The following is a 19,063-nucleotide window of genomic DNA, read 5'->3' on the forward strand; positions in this document are numbered from 1 at the left end:
CCTATCCTTGAATTTCATCATAATGGTGGATAATTTCATCTGCATCGCACAAATGATCATCATATAAGGTATAACTCACTACACCGACCGCCGCTTTCGTGCCGGCAGACCGGCCGGTTTTCATATCTGAATTGGTATCACCAATCATCAAGCAGTTCTCCGGGGCAACGCCAAGCTCTTCACAAGCTTTAAGCAGCATATCCGGCTCTGGCTTCGCTCTTTGCACCTGATCAGCGCCTATCACCGCTTGAAATTTCGAGTGAAGGCTAAGCGCCTCCAGGTGTTTTTCGGCGATTGCTGTATCATCAGCAGTGACTACTGCACGTTTAATCTGTTTTCGTTCTAGCCGCAGCAAAAAATCATGGAGTCCGGGCAGTGGCCGTAACCCTTGCATATAGCTCTCCCTTTCTTCCATATCTTCAACAGCTATATGTACCGTCTGCCTAGCTACGTCCCAACTCCATCCTGTTTCATAAAGAGCTCCAGCTAAAATGGTTTGGACTTCTGCCATACTCCCAATCGCAAGCGGCCCATTTGGATCAACGACCCTGTCTTTAATAGATAGGCCCAGTGCCCCTTCTACTCGCTGAATGGTCTCCTCATTTGAAGCATCCGCAACAATCCCTTTCACCCAATCCACCCACAGTGATGGAAAATCAACGAGCGTCCCGTCTTTATCAAACAGAACAGCTTCGACCTCCCACGATGATTCATTAATCTGCAAATAAGAATTCATAGCAACCTCCCTTCATTTAATTAATATAAAATATAATTTATATTCAATATTTATTTAACGTTATAAATGTTAGTCATTTAATGCACAAAAGTAAAATACAATCTGTCTCTTCATGCTTTCGCAATTTGCGATATTTTCACATGATTCGACAAAAGCCCTACCTATCTTTTAATATCTCTTTCTACATAGACATATCTATGAACTAGCACTTAGAAATAGCTTTTTACAGGGAAAACATGAACAAAGAGGAAATGATTAGGGGAGAAGGAAAACGAAAAGAAGGATATAAATGGAAGCAGGAGACCCTGCAGATGCAATGAGTTGTCAGTTTTTATCAAAAATATCCGTTTTGTGTTACAGTAATTTAGATACATATTTTCGATAAAGGACGTTACTTATGTGGATAGAGATTCTATTTGTCTTTTTTGTCTTATTAATAGGTAGTTTTATTCAAGGTGTAAGCGGCTTTGGCTTCGGGTTGGTAGCTATGGGGCTTCTCCCCTTTTTATTTACAGTTAAAGACAGTACCTTGCTCGTTATTTCGCTGGCCATTGTCCTCGCCGGCTCCATCTTAATTAAAGAATATAAACACCTCGATATAAAAGGCCTTTCGGTCATTTTAAGTGCTGCCATCGTAGGACGGATCGGCGCCTTCTTTTTTCTCACCAACTTTGGAGAGCTCGAAGAACTAGAAAATGTGCTTGGCCTCTTTCTGATGGGAATGGTTCTCTACTTATTTTTTAAAAAGAAAGGAGAGGGGCCATCTCGTTTGATGCTTCATCCGCTCACTCCGGTACTTCTCGGCTTAGTGGGCGGATTTGTCGGCGGCGTGTTTGCCGTGGGCGGCCCCTTTTTCGTCGTTTACTTTTTAATGCTCTATCAAAACAAACATCGCTATAACGCCAATATGCAGGCAAGTTTCTTTATCACCAGCTTGCTCACACTCGTGCTACACGGCACGAGCGGAGATTTGAATCCTGATTTCTTCGTTTATTTCCTCATCGGGATAGCAAGCGTCATACTAGGTTCCCGCGTCGGCCTCCTCTTTTTCGACCGGCTCTCGCAACGACGGGTGCAGCAATCTGCAATGGCGCTCGTCTTTTTAGCAGGCCTCTCGCTTATTTTGTTTTCATAGAATAAGAGCCACTTCAAAAAAAGAAGCCGAGATATATTCTCGACTTCTTTGTGGCGGTAGGGAAGGGGGGCATATCCGAGGCAGGCAGCAGTTCTTGCGCTCTTACCTTTCCAGAGGGAGTCTCCGGGACTTTGAAGAACATGCTTTCATTTCAGCACTCCGCCAGTGTTTTCACAGGATAGTTACCGTGAGCTAAACATCCGCTCAACTCGTATGCTGCTCTTTCAAAAGTAAATCGGCTTCTTTCAATTCAAAGTTATGTTCTGCCTCAATAGCCACGACTTCATCGCGATAACCTTCTGACGTTTCACCTTTTTTCCTTAGAATGACATCCTGCAAGCAGAACTACTAAAAAAAAAAGTCAGCTGGTGGAGTACGGGCTATCCTTAATCCACCTTGCTTATCAACATACGTTTCCCAATAATAGCCCCTTCTTCTTTCTTACTTTTCAGCTCAACGTATGTACCAGCTTTTCAACGACTTCTTCTATAGTAAGACCGTCCGTGAGTATATGTTTAGATCCTTCTGCATAGATGACACGGCGTGTTTGATAGAGGGCATATAAATCTTCCAATGTTTGACTCTCCAACTTTGGCCTACCTTCTATTAAGGTTGGAAGCCGTTCCTTCCACGCTTCCCAAGAAATATCAAGAAAGAAGACTTCTGCCTTAGCGCTTGCGACTTGGCGCACTTCCTCCTGTATGTACGCCCCGCCTCCCAACGATAGAACCACCTTTTTTTCTTCCTCTAACAGCTCTGCGATGACTTTGCGTTCAATTTGACGAAACGCTGGCTCACCGTCTTCACGAAAAATTTCTGGAATCGTTCGCGCTGTTTTTCGTTCAATTTCATGATCAGTGTCAAGAAACGTAAAGCCCAGCCGTTCGGCTAACTGCTCCCCTACTGATGTTTTTCCCGCTCCCATAAAACCAATTAAGACAACTCGTTCTGATTGGTCTTTCATGTCCCCACCTCTTTATATAACCTTCTATTTCTTTAATCTACCATGACAGAGGATACAAAAAAAGACACCGAGTTGAACTCAGCTGTCTCTTTCGACAAAATTCCATTAAATGGAGCAAATATTTCTTCTATGTAATATCTGTTACACCTTTGCTATCAAATTGTGACGCTCCTGTCACCCATGACATGCAAAGCGGTGGTAGACTATGTTTTGTGATCACGAACATTGATGTGAAACTACCAGGAGGTAACAACCATGAAACAAAAACTAATAGTCGCCTTGTCTGCGTTACTTATTATACCTTTATTCTTTCAAACAGAAGAAGCTTCAGCGAGCACAAGCCAAACCGTTATTGATGCGGGGAAATCCCAGCTCGGCACGCCTTACCAGTGGGGAGGGACCACCCCTTCCGGATTCGATTGTTCGGGCTTCACCCGGTACGCGTTTCAACAAGCAGGTATTTCACTACCTCGAACAGCGTCCCAACAATATCAAGTCGGCTCACCGGTCTCTCGCTCGAATTTACAACCTGGTGACTTGGTCTTTTTTAGCACTACCTCATCCGACGCCTCACATAACGGAATTTACATTGGAGGCAATCAATTTATCCACTCTTCTTCATCCAGAGGCGTTTCTATTGCCAGCTTAGGCAATACATATTGGTCTCCACGCTATCTTGGAGCTCGCCGCGTAATTGAAGATAATAGTGTCTCTGCAAGCCAGACCAGCGGCCAACCCGTTGAAGTGACGATTAATGGTCAAGCATTAGCGACTGACCAGGATGCTTTATTGAATGGAGGACGTACCGTCGTTCCGATGCGTGCGATCTTCGAAGAATTAGGCGCCACTGTCACTTGGAATCAAGCAACAAAAGCAGTGCGAGCCACCAAGGGGAACAGAGTACTTTCACTCACGGTCGGTAATAACGTCGCTTATACTGCCACGACCAGTGTCCAACTTGACCAACCAGCTAAAGTTCTAGATGGACGTACGATGGTCCCACTCCGCGTTGTCAGTGAATCTATGGGTGCAAATGTCAATTGGAACAGCAACACGCGCACCGTTGAAATTACGTACTAAGCTTAGAAAGACTCAAGGGTTACTCCTTGGGTCTTTTTTTAGTTGAAAAGGTAGCAAAACCTTTCTACAAAAGCCAGCTGAGAAAAACCAATCTTTCAGACTGCTAGTTTATAGGCAACAAACTTAGTACGCATTTTTGTATGAAAGCAATAGAACTATTGCCTGTGTGCTTCAATTCTTTTATATATCCCCCAATTAAACGAATTTAAAACCACTTTTGCTACAGATTACCTACACTTGAAAGAAACAAGATAGCTATGATGATTGCGTTACAGGTTCAAGCTTCATCATTGCACCGAAATATTGTGAAGCCGTTGTAAAAGAAATAAACGCGCAAAGTTCGCTTATTTCTTCTTCGTTCAGATACTCATATAACACCTCAAATATCGATTTTGGTATATTTCCCTTATGTTTTAAAAATACCTCGGCAAATCCAACCGCAATAGACGTTTTTTCATCAAACTTATCCCGATCTGGTTTCCCTTTCGCTTTACAATATTCACAGCCATTACATTGGGCCAATGTCCTCCTAACTTGTTCTTTTAATTCAACAGAGAGCTTTCCTTCTGCTTCTAAAACATGACTCAGTTGAGTCCAGCCTTGCATCACTTCATCATGATGTCCTAAAAGTCGTTGAAATGGTGTATTTCCATTGTTTGATTCATTGATTCTTGCCATTTGAAATCCCCCTTTGCTATATTAAATTATAGATACTATAACGCTTTACATACATAAAGAAACAAAGGAAAAGTTCAGTTATTCTTTACATAATTAACAACAAGAGGGGGATTTCTTTAAAAGTGAAAATTGATGATATTGATAAACGGATATTGGATGAATTACATACTAACAGCCGCTTCTCTATGCGCGAACTTGGAAAAAGAGTTAATTTATCTTCTCCTGCTGTAACAGAGAGGGTCAGACAAATGGAGTCATTTGGTATTATAAAAAGCTACACCTTAGATATTGATTATGAAAAAGTAGGTCTTCCTATCCAATGTATAATCGAAGCAACCGTAAAAAACGGAGATTACCATTCTTTTAAAAGTTTTATTCAACATTTCCCAAACGTACAGTTCTGTTATCGTATAGCAGGCAATGCTTGCTATATGCTTAAAATGCACTTCGACACCTTTAAAAAGGCAGAGCAATTCATAGAAGAAGTAAATCCGTATGCTCAAACAGTGACTCACTTCATCTTTTCACAAGTGCCAACCACGTTAAGAATAGATGACGATAGCTTCTCGGAATAAATGAAGAGTTTTCATTTCCTTATCCCGACTCAGGGCAAGAGCAGCTTCAATTATTCTCGTATAACAACATGCAACAATAAACTACGCTCCTGTACTCTAGTTTATAGATATGGTACAATTTTCCCATATTCTAATTTGTAGTAGTGAGGTTGTTATGTCTAGTTCAACGTACGATAAACTAATTGCTGTTCTAAGTTATATACTAGCGATGTTTTTTCCAGTCCCGATCTTAAGCATTGTGGCCGTTTTTTTATTTTGGCTTGTGTTTCGAGATCAGTCACGGTTTATTGACCACCATTTAAAGGAAAATATCAACTTTCAAATCAGCTTTCAATTATATACATTGGCGGCTTTTATTTTGGTCTTTATTTTCACCAACGTACTTAACATGTTGCCGCAGGAAATGCTGCCTGACCTTCTTGCCGTTTCCGGGTTCTTGATGAGTGTCGGCTTGTTCGGGCTGCTCATTTTTGCCGGTTTTGCCTGGTACGCTTTGCTGGCAGCGGCGAGCATCGGCGCTTTATTAGGGAAATTTTTCAAGTTCCCGCTTATTATTCGTTTTGTAAAATAACAACCATATTCTCCTTCCTTGTCTTGCTGAACCTAGCCTATCATTACAAAAAGTGGAAAGGCGAAAAAACTTATAGTACATAAAAGAATAAAAGTGCTCAGAGTCTATTTATAAACTCTGAGCATTTTATATTCTAATTACCATGTTAATTGTTAGTTCCTATATTCAATATATATAAAGCGACATTGGCGAAACGGTCCCATGACCGCCTTACCAGCTTGCTTTTTTTACGCCAGGAAGCTGGCCTTTATGCGCAAGATCTCTAAAGCAAATGCGGCAAAGTTTAAATTTGCGGAGCACAGAATGTGGACGTCCGCAGCTGTTACAGCGAGTATATTCGCGCACTTTGAACTTTTGTTTCTTATTGTGCTTGGTAACTAATGCTGTTCTTGCCATACCTGAAACCCCCTTCTATTAAATGTGTAAGGTGGGGAGAAGTTCTATTATAATGAAAATCAGCAGGCAAAAAAAGAAGCAGTTTCTGGAAATGGCTGCGTTGTCTTTTCAAAAAAGCCCCACTCCTTTGACTGGAAGCGGGGCTCTGTGTTTATTTTCCTTGTGTAGGGGACGGGAGCGGCGTAAGGCCGGCTTCAATTTCTTCGCGCTGATCTTCAAAAAATGGCGGCAGCGCCAGGCTTTCCCCCAGGTGCTCCAAGTCTTCATCGGTATCAAAGCCTGGGCCATCGGTGGCCAGTTCAAATAATATCCCGTTTGGCTCGCGGAAATAGAGGGAGCGAAAGTAAAAGCGGTCGACAAAGCCAGAGTTTGGAAAGCCTGCTTCCGAGACGCGGTCAATCCATTTCCGTAGTTCTTCTTCATCATCGACACGAAAGGCTACATGGTGAACGCCGCCACGCCCAAGCCGTTCCGGCGGCAGGTCGTTACGTGTTTCCAGATGAACTTCCGCGCCGCTTCCGCCTTCTCCGCACGCGTACACTTCGACATCCGGCTGCCCGTTTACTTCTGCCGAATAGGAGCCGACTTTTTCAAAGCCAAGCAAATCCGTTAATACTTTCGCCGTCCGCTCCGGGTGTCTTACCGTTAAACGAATCGGACCGAGCCCGCGGACTCCTTTCTCCTGCGGCACCGGGCTTTTTTCCCAAGGCGTGCCGCCTGGAACCCCGTCGTTGTTTTCATCCGAAACCAAGATCAAGCGCTGCCCTTCAGGGTCTTGAAAATAAATCGTCTTGCGGCCGGCGCGCTCTTTAATCCCTTCATGGTCAATGCCAAGTTCTGTTAATTTTTCTTGCCAATACTGGAGTGCCGCATCATCTTTCACCCTGAGCGATGTGGCCGAGATGCTAGATACCCCGGTATGCCGCAAACCCGCATTTTTAATTTCGAAAAAGGTCAGTTCCGTTCCTGGGTTACCTTTTTCATCACCATAAAACAGGTGATAGACCGATGTATCGTCTTGATTGATCGTTTTTTTGACAAGCCGCATTCCAAGCGTCTGTGTGTAAAAATCTAAGTTAAGCGGTGCATCCGCTGTAATAGCAGATAAATGATGAATCCCTTTAACGTGCATACTACATACCTCCTCGTTAATCCTCTACCATGAAAATAGCACACCCAAAACACAATCACAAAACATAACACTTAATAGAAAGCGGAGCGGGCTTGGTCAACGACGCAGAGCCCTTCTCTCCCACCGAGGAGGCTGTTGCCGCCGCAGTGTGGGAGAAAGGGATCTCAAGTCGTTAGCCCGCGAAGCTGGACAAGAAAAGCGGAGGCGCTTTGCTCAGATGCGACAAGTTTTTCTAGAACTGTGCAGCGTTGCTTGCAACGCGAAGTCAGTGCTAGAAAAAACCTCGAGCATCTAAGCGCCGTAGCTAGACAGAAAAGCGAAGGGCGCCTGACCATTGGCGCAGGGCCCTTCTTCACCGCCGAGGAGGCTGTTGCCGCCGCAGGGCGGGGAAAAGGGATCACAAGCCAATGGCGCCCGCAGCTGGACACAGAAAAGCGGAGGCGCTTTGATCAGAGACAAGAAAGACTTTCTGCTTTTATGATGCGCTACGGACTCAGCTCGTGACGCCTGCTGGCTGTTCATCTGTGGAAGGAGTCTTTGCAGCTGGAGATGTACTCGCTCATGAAGGGAAGCTTCATTTAATTGCTGGGGCCTTTCAAGATGCCGCTAATGCTGTGAATCAGGCAAAACGTTACATTCAACCTGAGGCGAGGACAACAGGGGTTGTCTCCTCCCATAATGAAAAATTTAAAGAAATGAAGGCTGCCTTACAAAAAAATACTGACTAACAGGCGGGCCATTTACACACAGGCTGTTCTGGAACGACAAAAAAGAAGAAGGCGGACCAATTCCAGCACCTCCTTCTTTTAAGTCGTTAACTTATCCGCATGCCCCGCCCCCTATTACATGGAAACTGCTACGTCACCAAGTCTATGAGGCCGTTCGCTTACCCTAACCGATGTCGCCTCTCTAAAACAACACAAGTAAGGGCCGGCAAGGTCAATCGTTCGCCTTGTATTTCTGTCGGTAACGTACCTTCATTTGTTACGCGTACCTGCCAGCGGCCGGGACGGGGCAGGCGGATTTCCACCTCGGTTCTTTCGGGGTTCCAAAGACAAGTAATATCTTCTTTCTCCCCTGTCAAAACGGTCCCAAACGCTGTTCCGGGAAGCGTCAGCTCGTGAACGCGCGCTTCAATAGCTGTACAGTCAGAAAGTTGGAATAAAGGCTGCGCTCGGCGTGTGGCTAGCAGTTTTTTCACAAAAGAAATGGTCTGGTCTTCGTCTTCCCGTGCTTGCCAATCGAGAGCGTTCACGCTATCGCCGGAGAGGTAACTGTTCGCATCGCCGCCTTTTGTGCGGTACATTTCCTGGCCGGCGTGGAGGAAGGGGATGCCTAGGCTCAAGATCGTAAAGGAGGTAGCAAGCTGATGAATGCGGCGTCTCGTCTCGAGGCTGTCATCCCGGTTACTGAGTGCCAGTTTGTCAAACAGGGTCAGATTGTCATGGCTTTCGACGTAGTTAATGGACTGGCGCGGGTCTTCAAAGTGAAGCAGGCCGGGTGTACGCGGCGTGGAGCCGGCAAACAAGTGATAGAGGTTTTCTTTTCCCTTTCCTTCTCCGTTCATGTAGCCTTGCGCTTCTTCTGCAAAGGTGGAGCCTTTCACAATATCACGGAAAGCATCATTAAAAAAAGCAATGCCAGGCAATTTGGCGGAATGAAAGCTGGTTGCTTTGCGGGCTGGGTTGAGCGCTGTGGGGAGGTCCCAGCCTTCCCCTAACAGGAGAACTGGCACGTTTTCCTGGTCGCAGCGGGCGCGGATCGCCTGCATCGTTTCGATATCAAGTGCGCCCATTAAATCGAAGCGGAAACCATCTACCTTATAATTCAAAAGCCAATGATCGACCGTATCCAGAATAAATTTCCGTACCATCGGCCGTTCGCTGGCAATATCGTTTCCAACCCCGGTGCCGTTACTTAATTCTCCGTTCTCATCATAGCGGAAATAATAACCGGGCACGAGCTGTTCAAAGGCAGAGCTTTCGTGAATAAACACATGGTTAAAGACGACGTCCACAATGACGGAGAGCCCTGCTTGATGAAAGGCTTCGATCATTTCTTGGCATTCGGTGACGCGCAGGAGAGGATCACTTGCAGTGGTGGCGTAGCTTCCTTCCGGCGCCTGGAAAAACAACGGGTCATAGCCCCAGTTGTAATAAGGGGCGGGGTTTCGTTCGTCAACACGTCCATAGTCATTGAGCGGCAAAAGCTGCACGTGGCTCACGCCTAGTTCTTTCAGATAAGAAAGACCGGTTGAATAACCGTTTCCGGTTTTCGTGTCTGTCTCGGTCAAACCTAGAAATTTGCCGCGGTACTGAGGCTGGACGCCGCTCATTGGATGAGAGGTAGCGTCACGTACATGCAATTCATATATACTCGCCTCTTCCAGACTACTTACCGCCGCCTGTTCGCGTGTATCGTCCGCTGGTGGTTTTGTTTGAGCGGGATCAATCACAATGCCTTCGTTGCTGTTGACCGTAAGGGACGGGGCATAGGGATCTATAACTTTCACCGTTTCACCGTTACGCGTGACCTCGTAGTAATACACGTGGCCATGCGCATTGTAGGGCACAGTGCCATGCCAGATTCCGTTCGTTTTTTTGCGAAGCGAATAAAAGGTCTCGTCTACATAAAGCCCAACGTGTTCAGCACCCGGCGCCCACACGGCAAATTGGGTTTCGTTTTTAGAAGGAAAGACGCCCAATTTTTCTTCTGGGGCTGCAAATACCTGTTGGAACGGCTTGCTGCGCACAACGGCACCAAAATAGACTGGTAGCGTAACCCCCTCGACAGTGACAGCCAAATGGGTATGTAAAGGCAGGGGCTCAGCTGTTTGGATCCACAGATGATGCGTTTCCGGTTGTAAAATAGTGATCGTAAATGTCTCTTCTTGCGTGTGAATAGATACCATGTCCGGTGCTTTTACTTCTACGTCTTCATAGTCCAAGTCAACTTTGATGCTGTTTATCGATTCAAGCCAGGCCTGTAGAGGTTTCATCAGCGCTCTCCTTCTCCTTGTATTCATGTATTCTATACTATATACCCTGCCAGTACGAAAAAGTATGCTGAACCAAGCTTTCTTTTTTCTCTGTAATTTCGTTTGCTTCCCAGGTCTGCACATCAGCGACTGTCAGTAAGCTGTTATTTCTCGCCCGGCGGCATAAAGGAAAAAGGGTCGAGCTCTTCTCCTTCTATGGCAATAGCAGTTAAGCCTGTTTCACTGCTTGCTTCCTTGGCTTCGCCTTTACGCCAGTACACCGCTTCACCTTCTTCAACCGCGTATACTTTATTTTCTTTTCCTTTTACGCTTCCTCTACCGCTTACCACAAGTAAGAGCTGGGCCGTTTCTGTTTTATGATAGCCAATCACCCCTCCCTCTTCCAAATAGATACCTTGAAGCTGGAGCGGTTGATTTGTCTGCATGATCCGAGAGACCAAATAGTTCGACTCGTGATCTGTCACCCTGTTTCCGACCTTTTTGCCAAACCGAAAGATATTCATAGCTCCTCCTTTTCTGCCCGTACTGCGGAACCAAATCTGTGCTATGTCTCGACAACTAGAATGCCTAGTATTACCTTCTACAGAATAAAACGCCATTCCTTTTTGAGAAGTGCTGTAAATGCCAAGGTTGCTTGAAGCGAAACTCTCCAACATACGAGAACCTTTTGTCTACTAGCTTGAACATATAAACCGCAGCTCTTCAGAATTTACAATCGAACTAGGAATCTTATGAGAATTATGATGTGTTGATCGTAGATGTTGATCATACAAAAGATATGGAAGGCTGGCCGACTTTTGATCACCAAATGTATATCGGAGATTATGAAAAAACCACTTTTTAAACACATACAGAAGAATCTCAAATTTGTCCTGGGGGTTACTCATAACATTACTCATTAAATTATCTCCTTTATATCTTTAAAATCATCGATCTGAATTTGCACGTGTTTTACACTAGGATTATTTAACTCAAAATAAGAATCTTCATGATAAAATTCATAAATTTCTCTAGTTTTAGTTATCGAATTTATTTTTTTGTCTATTTTTTCAATATCATTAAGAATTTTTACTTTGATTTGATTTGAATGATTTGCCGTTTGACAAATAGATTGTATTGAAAAAGGTGCTCCAAAAAAGTCATACCCGTCAATAAACTTAAAACCTTCTGAATGTAACTCTACCTTTAACTCTTGTGCTCATCGTTCGAAATATTATGTATATATACATATGGCCAAAAAGGTGTGATCTCTCTTTTACTAATACGTGACCACTTTTCTGAAATCAAAATAATCAATTCCTTTAATTCTGCTCTAATATAAGTGTCTACTTCAATTAAGAAAAACCTTTCAAAGGGGGATGTATTTAAGCTAGTCAAATACTCTTTCCTTAGATCTTTTAGTAACTTTCTCTTCCCTTTATAAAATACAAACCATTCATTAAACAGTATCTTTTTCGTATCTATTTTTTCAAAAAGTCTTTTTTTCGTATTATCCTACTAGCCAAGTCTGGTGAAGCAGCAATTTCTTTAAGCGTGTGAATTGCATTATTGTAATAAAAGTACTCAGCTTCAAAAGAAGAGCAAATAAAGTGTGATTCCAACATGCTCATGATATTTTTCAACTGTTGTTCGTAATCTACAGCGTAAATATCAATCTTAAGAATGTTAATAAATTCTTCTAGGGAGTCATCATCCATGCTCATTATGGAAGATTGTATAATAAACATCTTGTATTTAAGCCGCGACTGTTTAAAGAAGACCTAGAACTCATTAATGACCAATCAATCTTTGCTGCTATTTATATTATCGGATGGTTACTGACAGAAAAAGAGGGACAGAGATTTATTCAAATGTTAGAAGTGTTGCTAGATGAATATGAGGAGTACCTTACTCGGAGTTATGGTGGTGGGGATCAATGCAAAAGACTTAAAAGGAAAGCCTGATATCGCGGTGAAGAAGTATAAAGTGGTCGTTTTTATCGACTTCTGTTTCTGGCATGTCTGTCCGCTGCATAGTAATATTCCGAAGACAAACCGGGAGTTTTGGGAAGCGAAACTGGCTAGGAACCAAGAGTCACCAATATGATGGACAGCAACAGGGAGGCAGGTGGTTACTATACTTTCAATCGAGGAAGATTGACTCTATATACAAAATGAACATGTTGAAGGATGAGTGAAGAAGGAAAAGGTGGATGATTTACCATTTTAAAATTACTTTTTCTTCATTAGTAGAGATTCCCATTCAGAATTAAAGCCAATACGAGAAAGGTATATCCTACAGCTTCGATACCGACGTTATGGCCTTCATGTTTTTCGTACGCTGCTTGGGTGTTAAATTTGTCGACCATAAACGAGCCCTCCAATAACCTACAATTTAGACTGATTTAGAAAACCAATGTGGTAATTGAAATTTTAAATGACTGAAACATTATATATAGGCTTTTTTATTTCGTTAGTTTCTACTTTGTTTCATCTAAGTCATAAGAACTTATTATTTCATATGGATATACTGTCATGTGGGGGTTATTTGTTATCTCAAAGACCTGTGCAGATCTCACCAAACATTCATAAGCGGTGTTTTTTTGTGAAAGAAATAAGGAAACATATCCTTTTTGGTAGTATAACTCCCCTAGTAACTTGAAAGTTTCGTTTTTTAGTACCAATGTAATCCCTTTTTCACAAGTTTTCAATGCCTCTTCATATTCACCTTGATCTGTCAACACTTGGGATTTAGTGAATAGAACACGTACTTTTAGTGAGTTCAGTGGTTGAATTAAACGTTTGTCTATAAAACCTAACGCTTGATCCAAAGTAATTAATGCGTCGTCGTAATCTTTTAACTCATAATAGAAGATCGCAAGACTATGTATAATATTGATCTCTTGCACGGTATATAATGATTCATGATTTGAAGGTATAACTTTATTGAGTGCTTCATGTAATTTTGCGAAGGCTTGTTTATAATCCTGATGATAATGAAAAGATGCTATACCTTCATGCCATAACATAAACTGCTGATCGTCAGGGTTTTGAAAAAGTGGGTTGGCTTTCTCACTTTGCATTAACTTATCAAGTTCTTCGTAATCTCTATTGTGAATCAACCTTCCTACTTCCTCTTTAAACACAAGCATATAATCACTTCGCGGGTTCTTCACTAATGAATAAAAATAATCAGTACCCATGCCTAATTTATGTACAAGTTCAAAACAAATAAGTGCACTCGGAAGCATTTCTCCATTTTCAATCCTACTAATCTGCGCTTGGGTACAGACACCTAAAGCCAATTCTTTTTGTGTCATTCCTTTCTGCTTCCTTAAATATTTTAGTGTAGATCCTAGAACTTCTTCAAAATTATGCATATACATTATTTAATCCCCTTACCATATTATGATAAAAAGTATACTATAAAACAACATATACGTAAAAAGGATATATATCTAGCTATTTGTACGTCATCTTTTCTTATGGCGAAAACACAAATGACTATATAAGCTTATAATAAAAGCACACATATTCTAAAGGAGGATCTACAGTTGAAGAAATTTAAATATGCAATACTTTCCGCTTGTTTCTTGGTAGGAGTTGGTCTTTTCTCAGAAACTAAAACGACCGAGGCATCAGTGAATTTGGAACAAAAGATTGAGTCTGAAACCATCCTAGAAATTATTCCTTCAAACATACCTCCGCGTCATTACTAACAGTAGCATCTATTGATTTTTGGAAATGTACGCTTATTAAATCTTTAACGCCATACTTAGGCAAATGAACTAAAAAACAAATCGTGGCCATGTGGATTTCCGTTTCTCACATGGCCATTTTCTTTAAATTCATCGATCATGCTTCTCTTTTATTTCTACAAATTTCCTTTCAATCGTTTCACTGCGCATCTATAAACCGAATTGTTGTCTGTATGGCACAGATACTCAACTTCATTTAGATCCCCCTGCTAGACATGCCGAGTAATGATTTTCTAGTGGTTAGTACTCTAGGTACTTTGGTTGAGCAGCTTCAACTATTGTACTTAATATAACAATTCTTCCAGTGAGAATGTTTTATCATAGTCACCCCCACTTCAAGTGCCTTTTATAACAAAACGTATATTATTCTTAGAATCAACTGCAAATCCCCCTTTACATATTATTCAAATGTCGCTCAAAGACTATTATTAAAAATTCAGGATGTTAAGGCTTATGCTATATTACATTCATAGCTATTTAACAGGGGTTGAAAGATATATAACCCTACTTCTTCTAGAGTGCTAGAAGAAATATTAGATGGCTTTGACAATACATTAATTAAAAGAGGGAGGTGAACCAAATGAAAAAGATTTTCTTATGTTTAGCTATTACTGGCATTATTGGCGGTACAATTGGCTCTTCAGTTTCTGCCGACTCCTCAGATTCGGAGGATTTTAGTGCGAAATCTCTTTCTGTAGAGGCACAAACACTTGAAGAAGAGTCCGTAGAACCTGAAGCTGTTCCAGCCCTTGGGGTAGCAGCAGTAAAGGGCGCTAAGTGGGTTGGAGGTGGTGCCGCAGCTGGTGCCGCAGCTGCAGCTGGTGCAGATGCTTACAACTCTACATTAGGGACTACATTCGGTGGCGATAGTGTTGCCGCTGCTTCTGAAGAAGATTTAGATTTTGTTTTTGACAACTAAGACATTACTTACTTTATTTCTTTGCTAAAGGGGCATGCAATACTTCATGCCACTTTAGCAATTTTGAAAAAGGGGACTATTATATGGCAAAGAAATTGGTATTCAGGGTAACAAGCATTTTTTGTATTACCTTGTTTGTGGGGCATTTCTTATTTACCTTACTTGATGTCATCCCTTTTAACCCTGTCTCAGCCAAACATAATAACCAAGTATACGAATATATGGAGCCTTTATTTAACCAAACATGGGAATTATTCGCTCCAGATCCTGTAGCTGATAATCGTACAATTTATATGCAAATAAAAGAAGAAAATGGTGAAAAAAGCGATTGGTATGATATTACTTCTCCTAAGATAGAACAAAATCATTCAAACTTATTCTCACCACATAACCGACTTGTGCGTATCCCGACTTCTAGTGTCATATCACTTTTTCAAGAAGATTCCACTAGTTCCTTAATTAAAGACAATCTAACAAATGAGGAAAATCATTTGACTTTAGAAGAAAATCTTGAAAATCACCTGGATTTACATCAAGAAAGGGCAAAACATAAAATGTACCGCTATGCATTTTCAGAAGCAGGAAGATTGTATGAAGAAACAAACATTGCAGAAGTCCAGCTGCGTTTAGAAATCACAGAAGTTGTCCCTTTCTCAGAACGAAATAATGAGGAGTATGAATCTGAGAGTCAATATATTGAATTTCCATGGGAAGCTTATACAAACGTAGCATCCCCTTATTAATATTGGGAGAGTGAAACAAATGAATGTCTTTCGTTGGGAATCCAAACACTTAATTAAGGAGCTTTATCAACCAAAGTTCTTGATTGGTGCCAGCCTACTACGAATTGCACTAGGGATTATTACATTATACATATACCTCATTCATTATCAGCAAAGATACGCACTTTGGCATGATAGCGGCTACCTAAGTCACGCAGAATATTTAGAAACAACTATTACCCTTCCCTTTTCTTTATATGCATATCATACGTCATCAATCTATTTTGATATAATTTTTCACCTTGGAATTATAGTAGCTATTCTTTTCACACTTGGCTACCGCACTGGAGTAACAAGTCTCTTTCAGTTTGTTTTTATTTGGTCTTTGTTTGAACGGAATGGTGTTATTTTAGATGGCGGAGATAATATTCTGCGGATAGTATTATTTTATTTTATTTTTATAGCATCTTCACATTACTTTTCCATTCAACCTTCTGTTACTAGGAAAGGTACGCTGAGCTCCTTCCCAGAGGTCAAAAAAATTAGAAACTTAATACACAACCTTGCCGTCTTCGCATGCGCTTTTCAATTAATTATTTTATACTTTATGTCTGGCATTTATCAGGTAATGGGAGAAATGTGGCAAAACGGAACCGCTCTATACTATATTCTGCAAGTAGAACAATTTTCAATGCCTTATGCTCAGGAGCTACTTTCTTCAAATTTATATTTAATGGTTTTTGCTACGTATTTTTCTATAGTTATAAAGTTGGGCTTCCCTTTTATGCTTTGGAATCGATACACTAAATATATCGCTATAGTGTGTATGTTTTCTTTTCACATAGGGATTATGTTTGGTATGGGGTTAATAACGTTTTCATTAATAATGATAGCCCTAGAATGTATTTTGATCTCTGATACAGAATATCGGACTTTACGTCATAGAATAAGCCTTATGCCAAGGTTGATACTGTCTTGGATGAGATACCGCACCCGTTCTCTGCGTAGACAAAGCTATATAACTAGAAAGCGAATGATTATCTTTTATGATAGCTGGTGCCCGTTATGTCAACAAGTAGCAAGGCGTATCCGAGCTATCGACACTCTTGGGCTCATTAAATTGAAGACATTCCGTGATCCTTTTCTGGTGAATAATTACAAGATCGATCCACAAGCTGCAAATGAACGAATGATTGGTATTATTGAAGAAAACAAACAACAAACGGAAGGTTTCTCCACCTTCTTTGCGATGTTTAAACGAATTCCTCTTATGTGGTGGAGCTTACCTTTTTTATGGATTGCTTTAAAAACAGGGTTAGGATCGACTTTGTATGATTCCGTTGCTTCATCAAGGAAAATTATTCCGGTGGGGCATTGTGAAGATGACTGCTCTATTGGGGAGCAATCAGGAAAGGAGAAAAACGTGTGAAACAGATTTTAGAACGGTCTTTTACTAAGCGCTGCCGCTGGATTTGGTCATTTACAAATCGGCAGTCGAATACAGTGCGGTACTGGCTGCCACAACCGATCGATACGAGTACGCAGGATAATATCACCTGCCACGGGGTGTCTTCCTTGTTACAACAGAGATGGAGCTTCCCCCACGATTTGTTATGGGCCGATGTCGATCCGGGCGACACAATTACAGTCAGTTATGAAGTTGACCTGTACCGGCTTAGTTGGAGAGGAAGATCACCTTCAAAAGAAAAGAAGGAGGTAAACATTCTTTCTCCACTCTCGGAAAAAGAACGAGACTTTTACCTACGCTCTACCGTGATGGCTCCAGTGAATGAAGACATGCGGCAAAAAGCGATGAAATTAACGGCAGGTGCCGAAACAGAGTGGGAAAAGATCCAGAAGATTTATACTCATATCGTGACCCACATGAATTATCAATATCCTCCTAAACAGCGTGGGGCTTCTTTCATGGCAGAAACGAGGCGAGGGGACTGCGGCGAGTTTTCACTGTTATTCACTTCATATTGTCGATCACTTGGTATCCCTACTCGTACCTTATTTGGAGCTTGGGCTAATGAGGCAGGTCCTCATGCTTGGAATGAAGTATATCATGAACCATTTGGGTGGTTGCCGGTCGATACGAGTATTGCAAATAATGTAAAGAAGCTGCACAATCGTCTGCTCCTGCCTTTTCAAATGGGGGTGAATGGTTCACCAAATCGGCATCTCGGAGAAAGTGAAGGAAACCGAATTGCCTTCAGCGTAGATGCAAATTTGGCACTAACTCCCTCATTTGAGGAAGTGACGCCGCCAGAAGACTATCCCGACTTCACCTTTGGCGTTGAAAATTTCTATTATGGATTTCAGACACATGATGGAACAGCTCCTTACTTACAACCGGGGTACATACAATTCAATCAAGCACCGGAGAAAATGAAGCTGCCTGATATTCTAGGCGACAGCAGTATACAGGAAAATGGGATAATGGGGAAACTTAGACTTCTTAAACAGAGCAGTTTTATTTTATTTTTACTCGTTCTTTTTACTGAAATAGCAGCGCGCTTCATTTCCCCAATGACTTTTCCGCCGTATGTCTTATCGGCTACCGGATCTTTTTTTCTCTGCTTGTATGTGTTTGCTTCTCTCTTGCGTCGAGAAGGGAACCGAATCTTGCTCTCCTTCTTAATACTAGTCGTTACCTTCTTTTTCATTGACCAACTCGTACTATTAACGGGTGAAATTTGAGAAGGTGGCACTTTTTCGTAAAAGGAAATCTACCCTGCTCTTTACCCCGCGGCACCATCGTAGGTTATACGGATTGGGAAATGCTGCGTGATTACATGGCGGAATTAGGAGAGGTCGATTATCGTATTGAAGATCGAATTGTAGACGAAGCACAAACTGAAAATAACGAGTAATTCTAACTCCCTTATGAATGAATGACAAAGCCGGCAGTTGGTCTCCTACACCACTGCCGGCTTTTTTACGATTAAATATGAAAAAGAAATACTTAGAATCAATTTCATAATGACATTTTATGAACAATAAAACGAATGATATCTATTTAATTTTTGATTTACTATACGGCAGTTCAAAAATGACTGAAACGTAAGACGGCGACTTCATCAATTTCCACTTCATCATGTGGCGTGGCTATAACCTCTGTGTCTTCCGACTTCTCATTCTCTTCTGCAAATGAGGTAGTGGGTAATGTTAATACCATACTAACTGCGAAGACAAAAAACAGGCCGCTATGTCCAATTTTTTTCATATTTACACCCCTATTATAAATTTAACCGTTTCTATGAAAATCATAATCATAATCGATAGATTCTATATACGTTGCTTGTTTATAAGAATCGAATAGTTATGTCCAGGAAGCCTCTTCGGTCAATTATCCCGTTAATGATCATGTTCAAGAAGTGGTAGAAGAGAATAACTGTCTGCTGTTCATTCACCGCCT

The 19,063-nt window shown here is 41.6% G+C and carries 20 protein-coding genes and 1 pseudogene; 11 read left to right on the forward strand and 10 right to left on the reverse strand.

Annotation, left to right across the window (positions count from 1 at the left end; all coding sequences use genetic code 11):
• Nucleotide 1: 1 nt before the first annotated feature.
• Entirely contained in the window at nucleotides 2-736 is a 735-nt protein-coding gene (locus D469_RS19905; protein ID WP_018922897.1) for an HAD family hydrolase, read from the reverse strand.
• Nucleotides 737-1,133: 397 nt separating this feature from the next.
• On the opposite strand from D469_RS19905, the gene D469_RS0108150 reads away from it, so the two are divergent.
• Nucleotides 1,134-1,871, forward strand: a complete 738-nt coding sequence (locus tag D469_RS0108150) for a sulfite exporter TauE/SafE family protein (RefSeq protein ID WP_018922898.1) — start codon at nucleotides 1,134-1,136, stop codon at nucleotides 1,869-1,871.
• Nucleotides 1,872-2,319: 448 nt separating this feature from the next.
• On the opposite strand, the gene D469_RS0108160 is transcribed toward D469_RS0108150, so the two are convergent.
• On the reverse strand, nucleotides 2,320-2,835 hold the full coding sequence (locus tag D469_RS0108160; RefSeq protein ID WP_018922900.1) for a shikimate kinase: 516 nt from the start codon (nucleotides 2,833-2,835) through the stop codon (nucleotides 2,320-2,322).
• A gap of 255 nt (nucleotides 2,836-3,090) precedes the next feature.
• Here D469_RS0108160 and D469_RS21550 point away from each other — a divergent pair, with 255 nt between their 5' ends.
• Nucleotides 3,091-3,915, forward strand: coding sequence for an NlpC/P60 family protein (locus D469_RS21550; RefSeq protein ID WP_018922901.1), 825 nt, complete (start codon nucleotides 3,091-3,093; stop codon nucleotides 3,913-3,915).
• A 255-nt stretch (nucleotides 3,916-4,170) separates the two neighbouring features.
• Here D469_RS21550 and D469_RS0108170 read toward each other — a convergent pair whose 3' ends face one another.
• The gene (locus tag D469_RS0108170; protein WP_018922902.1) at nucleotides 4,171-4,593 is read right to left on the reverse strand and encodes a carboxymuconolactone decarboxylase family protein; all 423 of its coding nucleotides are present in this window, start codon (nucleotides 4,591-4,593) and stop codon (nucleotides 4,171-4,173) included.
• Nucleotides 4,594-4,715: 122 nt separating this feature from the next.
• Here D469_RS0108170 and D469_RS0108175 point away from each other — a divergent pair, with 122 nt between their 5' ends.
• Nucleotides 4,716-5,168 (forward strand): Lrp/AsnC family transcriptional regulator, encoded by a 453-nt coding sequence (locus D469_RS0108175; protein WP_018922903.1) that lies wholly within the window; start codon nucleotides 4,716-4,718, stop codon nucleotides 5,166-5,168.
• A 154-nt stretch (nucleotides 5,169-5,322) separates the two neighbouring features.
• Entirely contained in the window at nucleotides 5,323-5,739 is a 417-nt protein-coding gene (locus D469_RS0108180) for a DUF4870 domain-containing protein (RefSeq protein ID WP_018922904.1), read from the forward strand.
• Nucleotides 5,740-5,949: 210 nt separating this feature from the next.
• On the opposite strand, the gene D469_RS21555 is transcribed toward D469_RS0108180, so the two are convergent.
• Together D469_RS21555 and D469_RS0108190 are read right to left on the reverse strand one after the other, a co-directional pair.
• Entirely contained in the window at nucleotides 5,950-6,135 is a 186-nt protein-coding gene (locus D469_RS21555; protein WP_083910755.1) for a type Z 30S ribosomal protein S14, read from the reverse strand.
• A 151-nt stretch (nucleotides 6,136-6,286) separates the two neighbouring features.
• The gene (locus D469_RS0108190) at nucleotides 6,287-7,267 is read right to left on the reverse strand and encodes a ring-cleaving dioxygenase (RefSeq protein WP_018922906.1); all 981 of its coding nucleotides are present in this window, start codon (nucleotides 7,265-7,267) and stop codon (nucleotides 6,287-6,289) included.
• Between the two features lie 524 nt (nucleotides 7,268-7,791).
• Here D469_RS0108190 and D469_RS0108200 point away from each other — a divergent pair.
• Nucleotides 7,792-7,995 carry a hypothetical protein gene (locus tag D469_RS0108200; protein ID WP_018922908.1) on the forward strand — a complete coding sequence of 68 codons (204 nt, stop codon included), beginning with the start codon at nucleotides 7,792-7,794 and terminating at the stop codon, nucleotides 7,993-7,995.
• A 158-nt stretch (nucleotides 7,996-8,153) separates the two neighbouring features.
• Here the strand turns inward: D469_RS0108200 and pulA are convergent, their stop codons facing one another.
• Nucleotides 8,154-10,265 (reverse strand): type I pullulanase, encoded by a 2,112-nt coding sequence (pulA, locus tag D469_RS19915; RefSeq protein ID WP_018922909.1) that lies wholly within the window; start codon nucleotides 10,263-10,265, stop codon nucleotides 8,154-8,156.
• 143 nt (nucleotides 10,266-10,408) lie between these two features.
• Nucleotides 10,409-10,768 carry a cupin domain-containing protein gene (locus D469_RS0108210; RefSeq protein WP_018922910.1) on the reverse strand — a complete coding sequence of 120 codons (360 nt, stop codon included), beginning with the start codon at nucleotides 10,766-10,768 and terminating at the stop codon, nucleotides 10,409-10,411.
• Nucleotides 10,769-12,179: 1,411 nt separating this feature from the next.
• On the opposite strand from D469_RS0108210, the pseudogene D469_RS21560 reads away from it, so the two are divergent.
• Nucleotides 12,180-12,338, forward strand: a pseudogene (locus D469_RS21560) (very short patch repair endonuclease); the annotation flags it as partial.
• 151 nt (nucleotides 12,339-12,489) lie between these two features.
• Here the strand turns inward: D469_RS21560 and D469_RS22685 are convergent.
• Together D469_RS22685 and D469_RS21060 are read right to left on the reverse strand one after the other, a co-directional pair.
• Complete coding sequence (locus D469_RS22685; RefSeq protein ID WP_018922914.1) at nucleotides 12,490-12,612, reverse strand: hypothetical protein; 123 nt, start codon at nucleotides 12,610-12,612, stop codon at nucleotides 12,490-12,492.
• Between the two features lie 111 nt (nucleotides 12,613-12,723).
• Nucleotides 12,724-13,629, reverse strand: coding sequence for a helix-turn-helix domain-containing protein (locus D469_RS21060; RefSeq protein ID WP_018922915.1), 906 nt, complete (start codon nucleotides 13,627-13,629; stop codon nucleotides 12,724-12,726).
• A 168-nt stretch (nucleotides 13,630-13,797) separates the two neighbouring features.
• Between D469_RS21060 and D469_RS22025 the strand changes: the two genes are divergently transcribed.
• The 5 genes from D469_RS22025 to D469_RS0108260 all read left to right on the forward strand — a co-directional run bounded on the left by D469_RS22025 (nucleotide 13,798) and on the right by D469_RS0108260 (nucleotide 18,345).
• Complete coding sequence (locus D469_RS22025; RefSeq protein WP_018922916.1) at nucleotides 13,798-13,962, forward strand: hypothetical protein; 165 nt, start codon at nucleotides 13,798-13,800, stop codon at nucleotides 13,960-13,962.
• A 619-nt stretch (nucleotides 13,963-14,581) separates the two neighbouring features.
• Nucleotides 14,582-14,920: a hypothetical protein gene (locus D469_RS0108245; RefSeq protein ID WP_018922917.1), complete on the forward strand. Its 339-nt coding sequence runs from the start codon at nucleotides 14,582-14,584 to the stop codon at nucleotides 14,918-14,920.
• A gap of 83 nt (nucleotides 14,921-15,003) precedes the next feature.
• The gene (locus D469_RS21065) at nucleotides 15,004-15,663 is read left to right on the forward strand and encodes a DUF5819 family protein (RefSeq protein ID WP_018922918.1); all 660 of its coding nucleotides are present in this window, start codon (nucleotides 15,004-15,006) and stop codon (nucleotides 15,661-15,663) included.
• Between the two features lie 19 nt (nucleotides 15,664-15,682).
• The gene (locus tag D469_RS0108255) at nucleotides 15,683-17,071 is read left to right on the forward strand and encodes a DCC1-like thiol-disulfide oxidoreductase family protein (protein WP_018922919.1); all 1,389 of its coding nucleotides are present in this window, start codon (nucleotides 15,683-15,685) and stop codon (nucleotides 17,069-17,071) included.
• A complete protein-coding gene (locus D469_RS0108260; protein ID WP_018922920.1) occupies nucleotides 17,068-18,345 on the forward strand; it encodes a transglutaminase-like domain-containing protein in 1,278 nt (425 codons plus the stop codon). Before D469_RS0108255 ends, D469_RS0108260 begins: the two co-directional genes overlap by 4 nt.
• A gap of 346 nt (nucleotides 18,346-18,691) precedes the next feature.
• Here D469_RS0108260 and D469_RS0108265 read toward each other — a convergent pair whose 3' ends face one another.
• Entirely contained in the window at nucleotides 18,692-18,871 is a 180-nt protein-coding gene (locus D469_RS0108265) for a hypothetical protein (protein ID WP_018922921.1), read from the reverse strand.
• Nucleotides 18,872-19,063 lie beyond the last annotated feature (192 nt).

Source organism: Salsuginibacillus kocurii DSM 18087 (assembly GCF_000377705.1).
GTDB lineage: Bacteria > Bacillota > Bacilli > Bacillales > Marinococcaceae > Salsuginibacillus > Salsuginibacillus kocurii.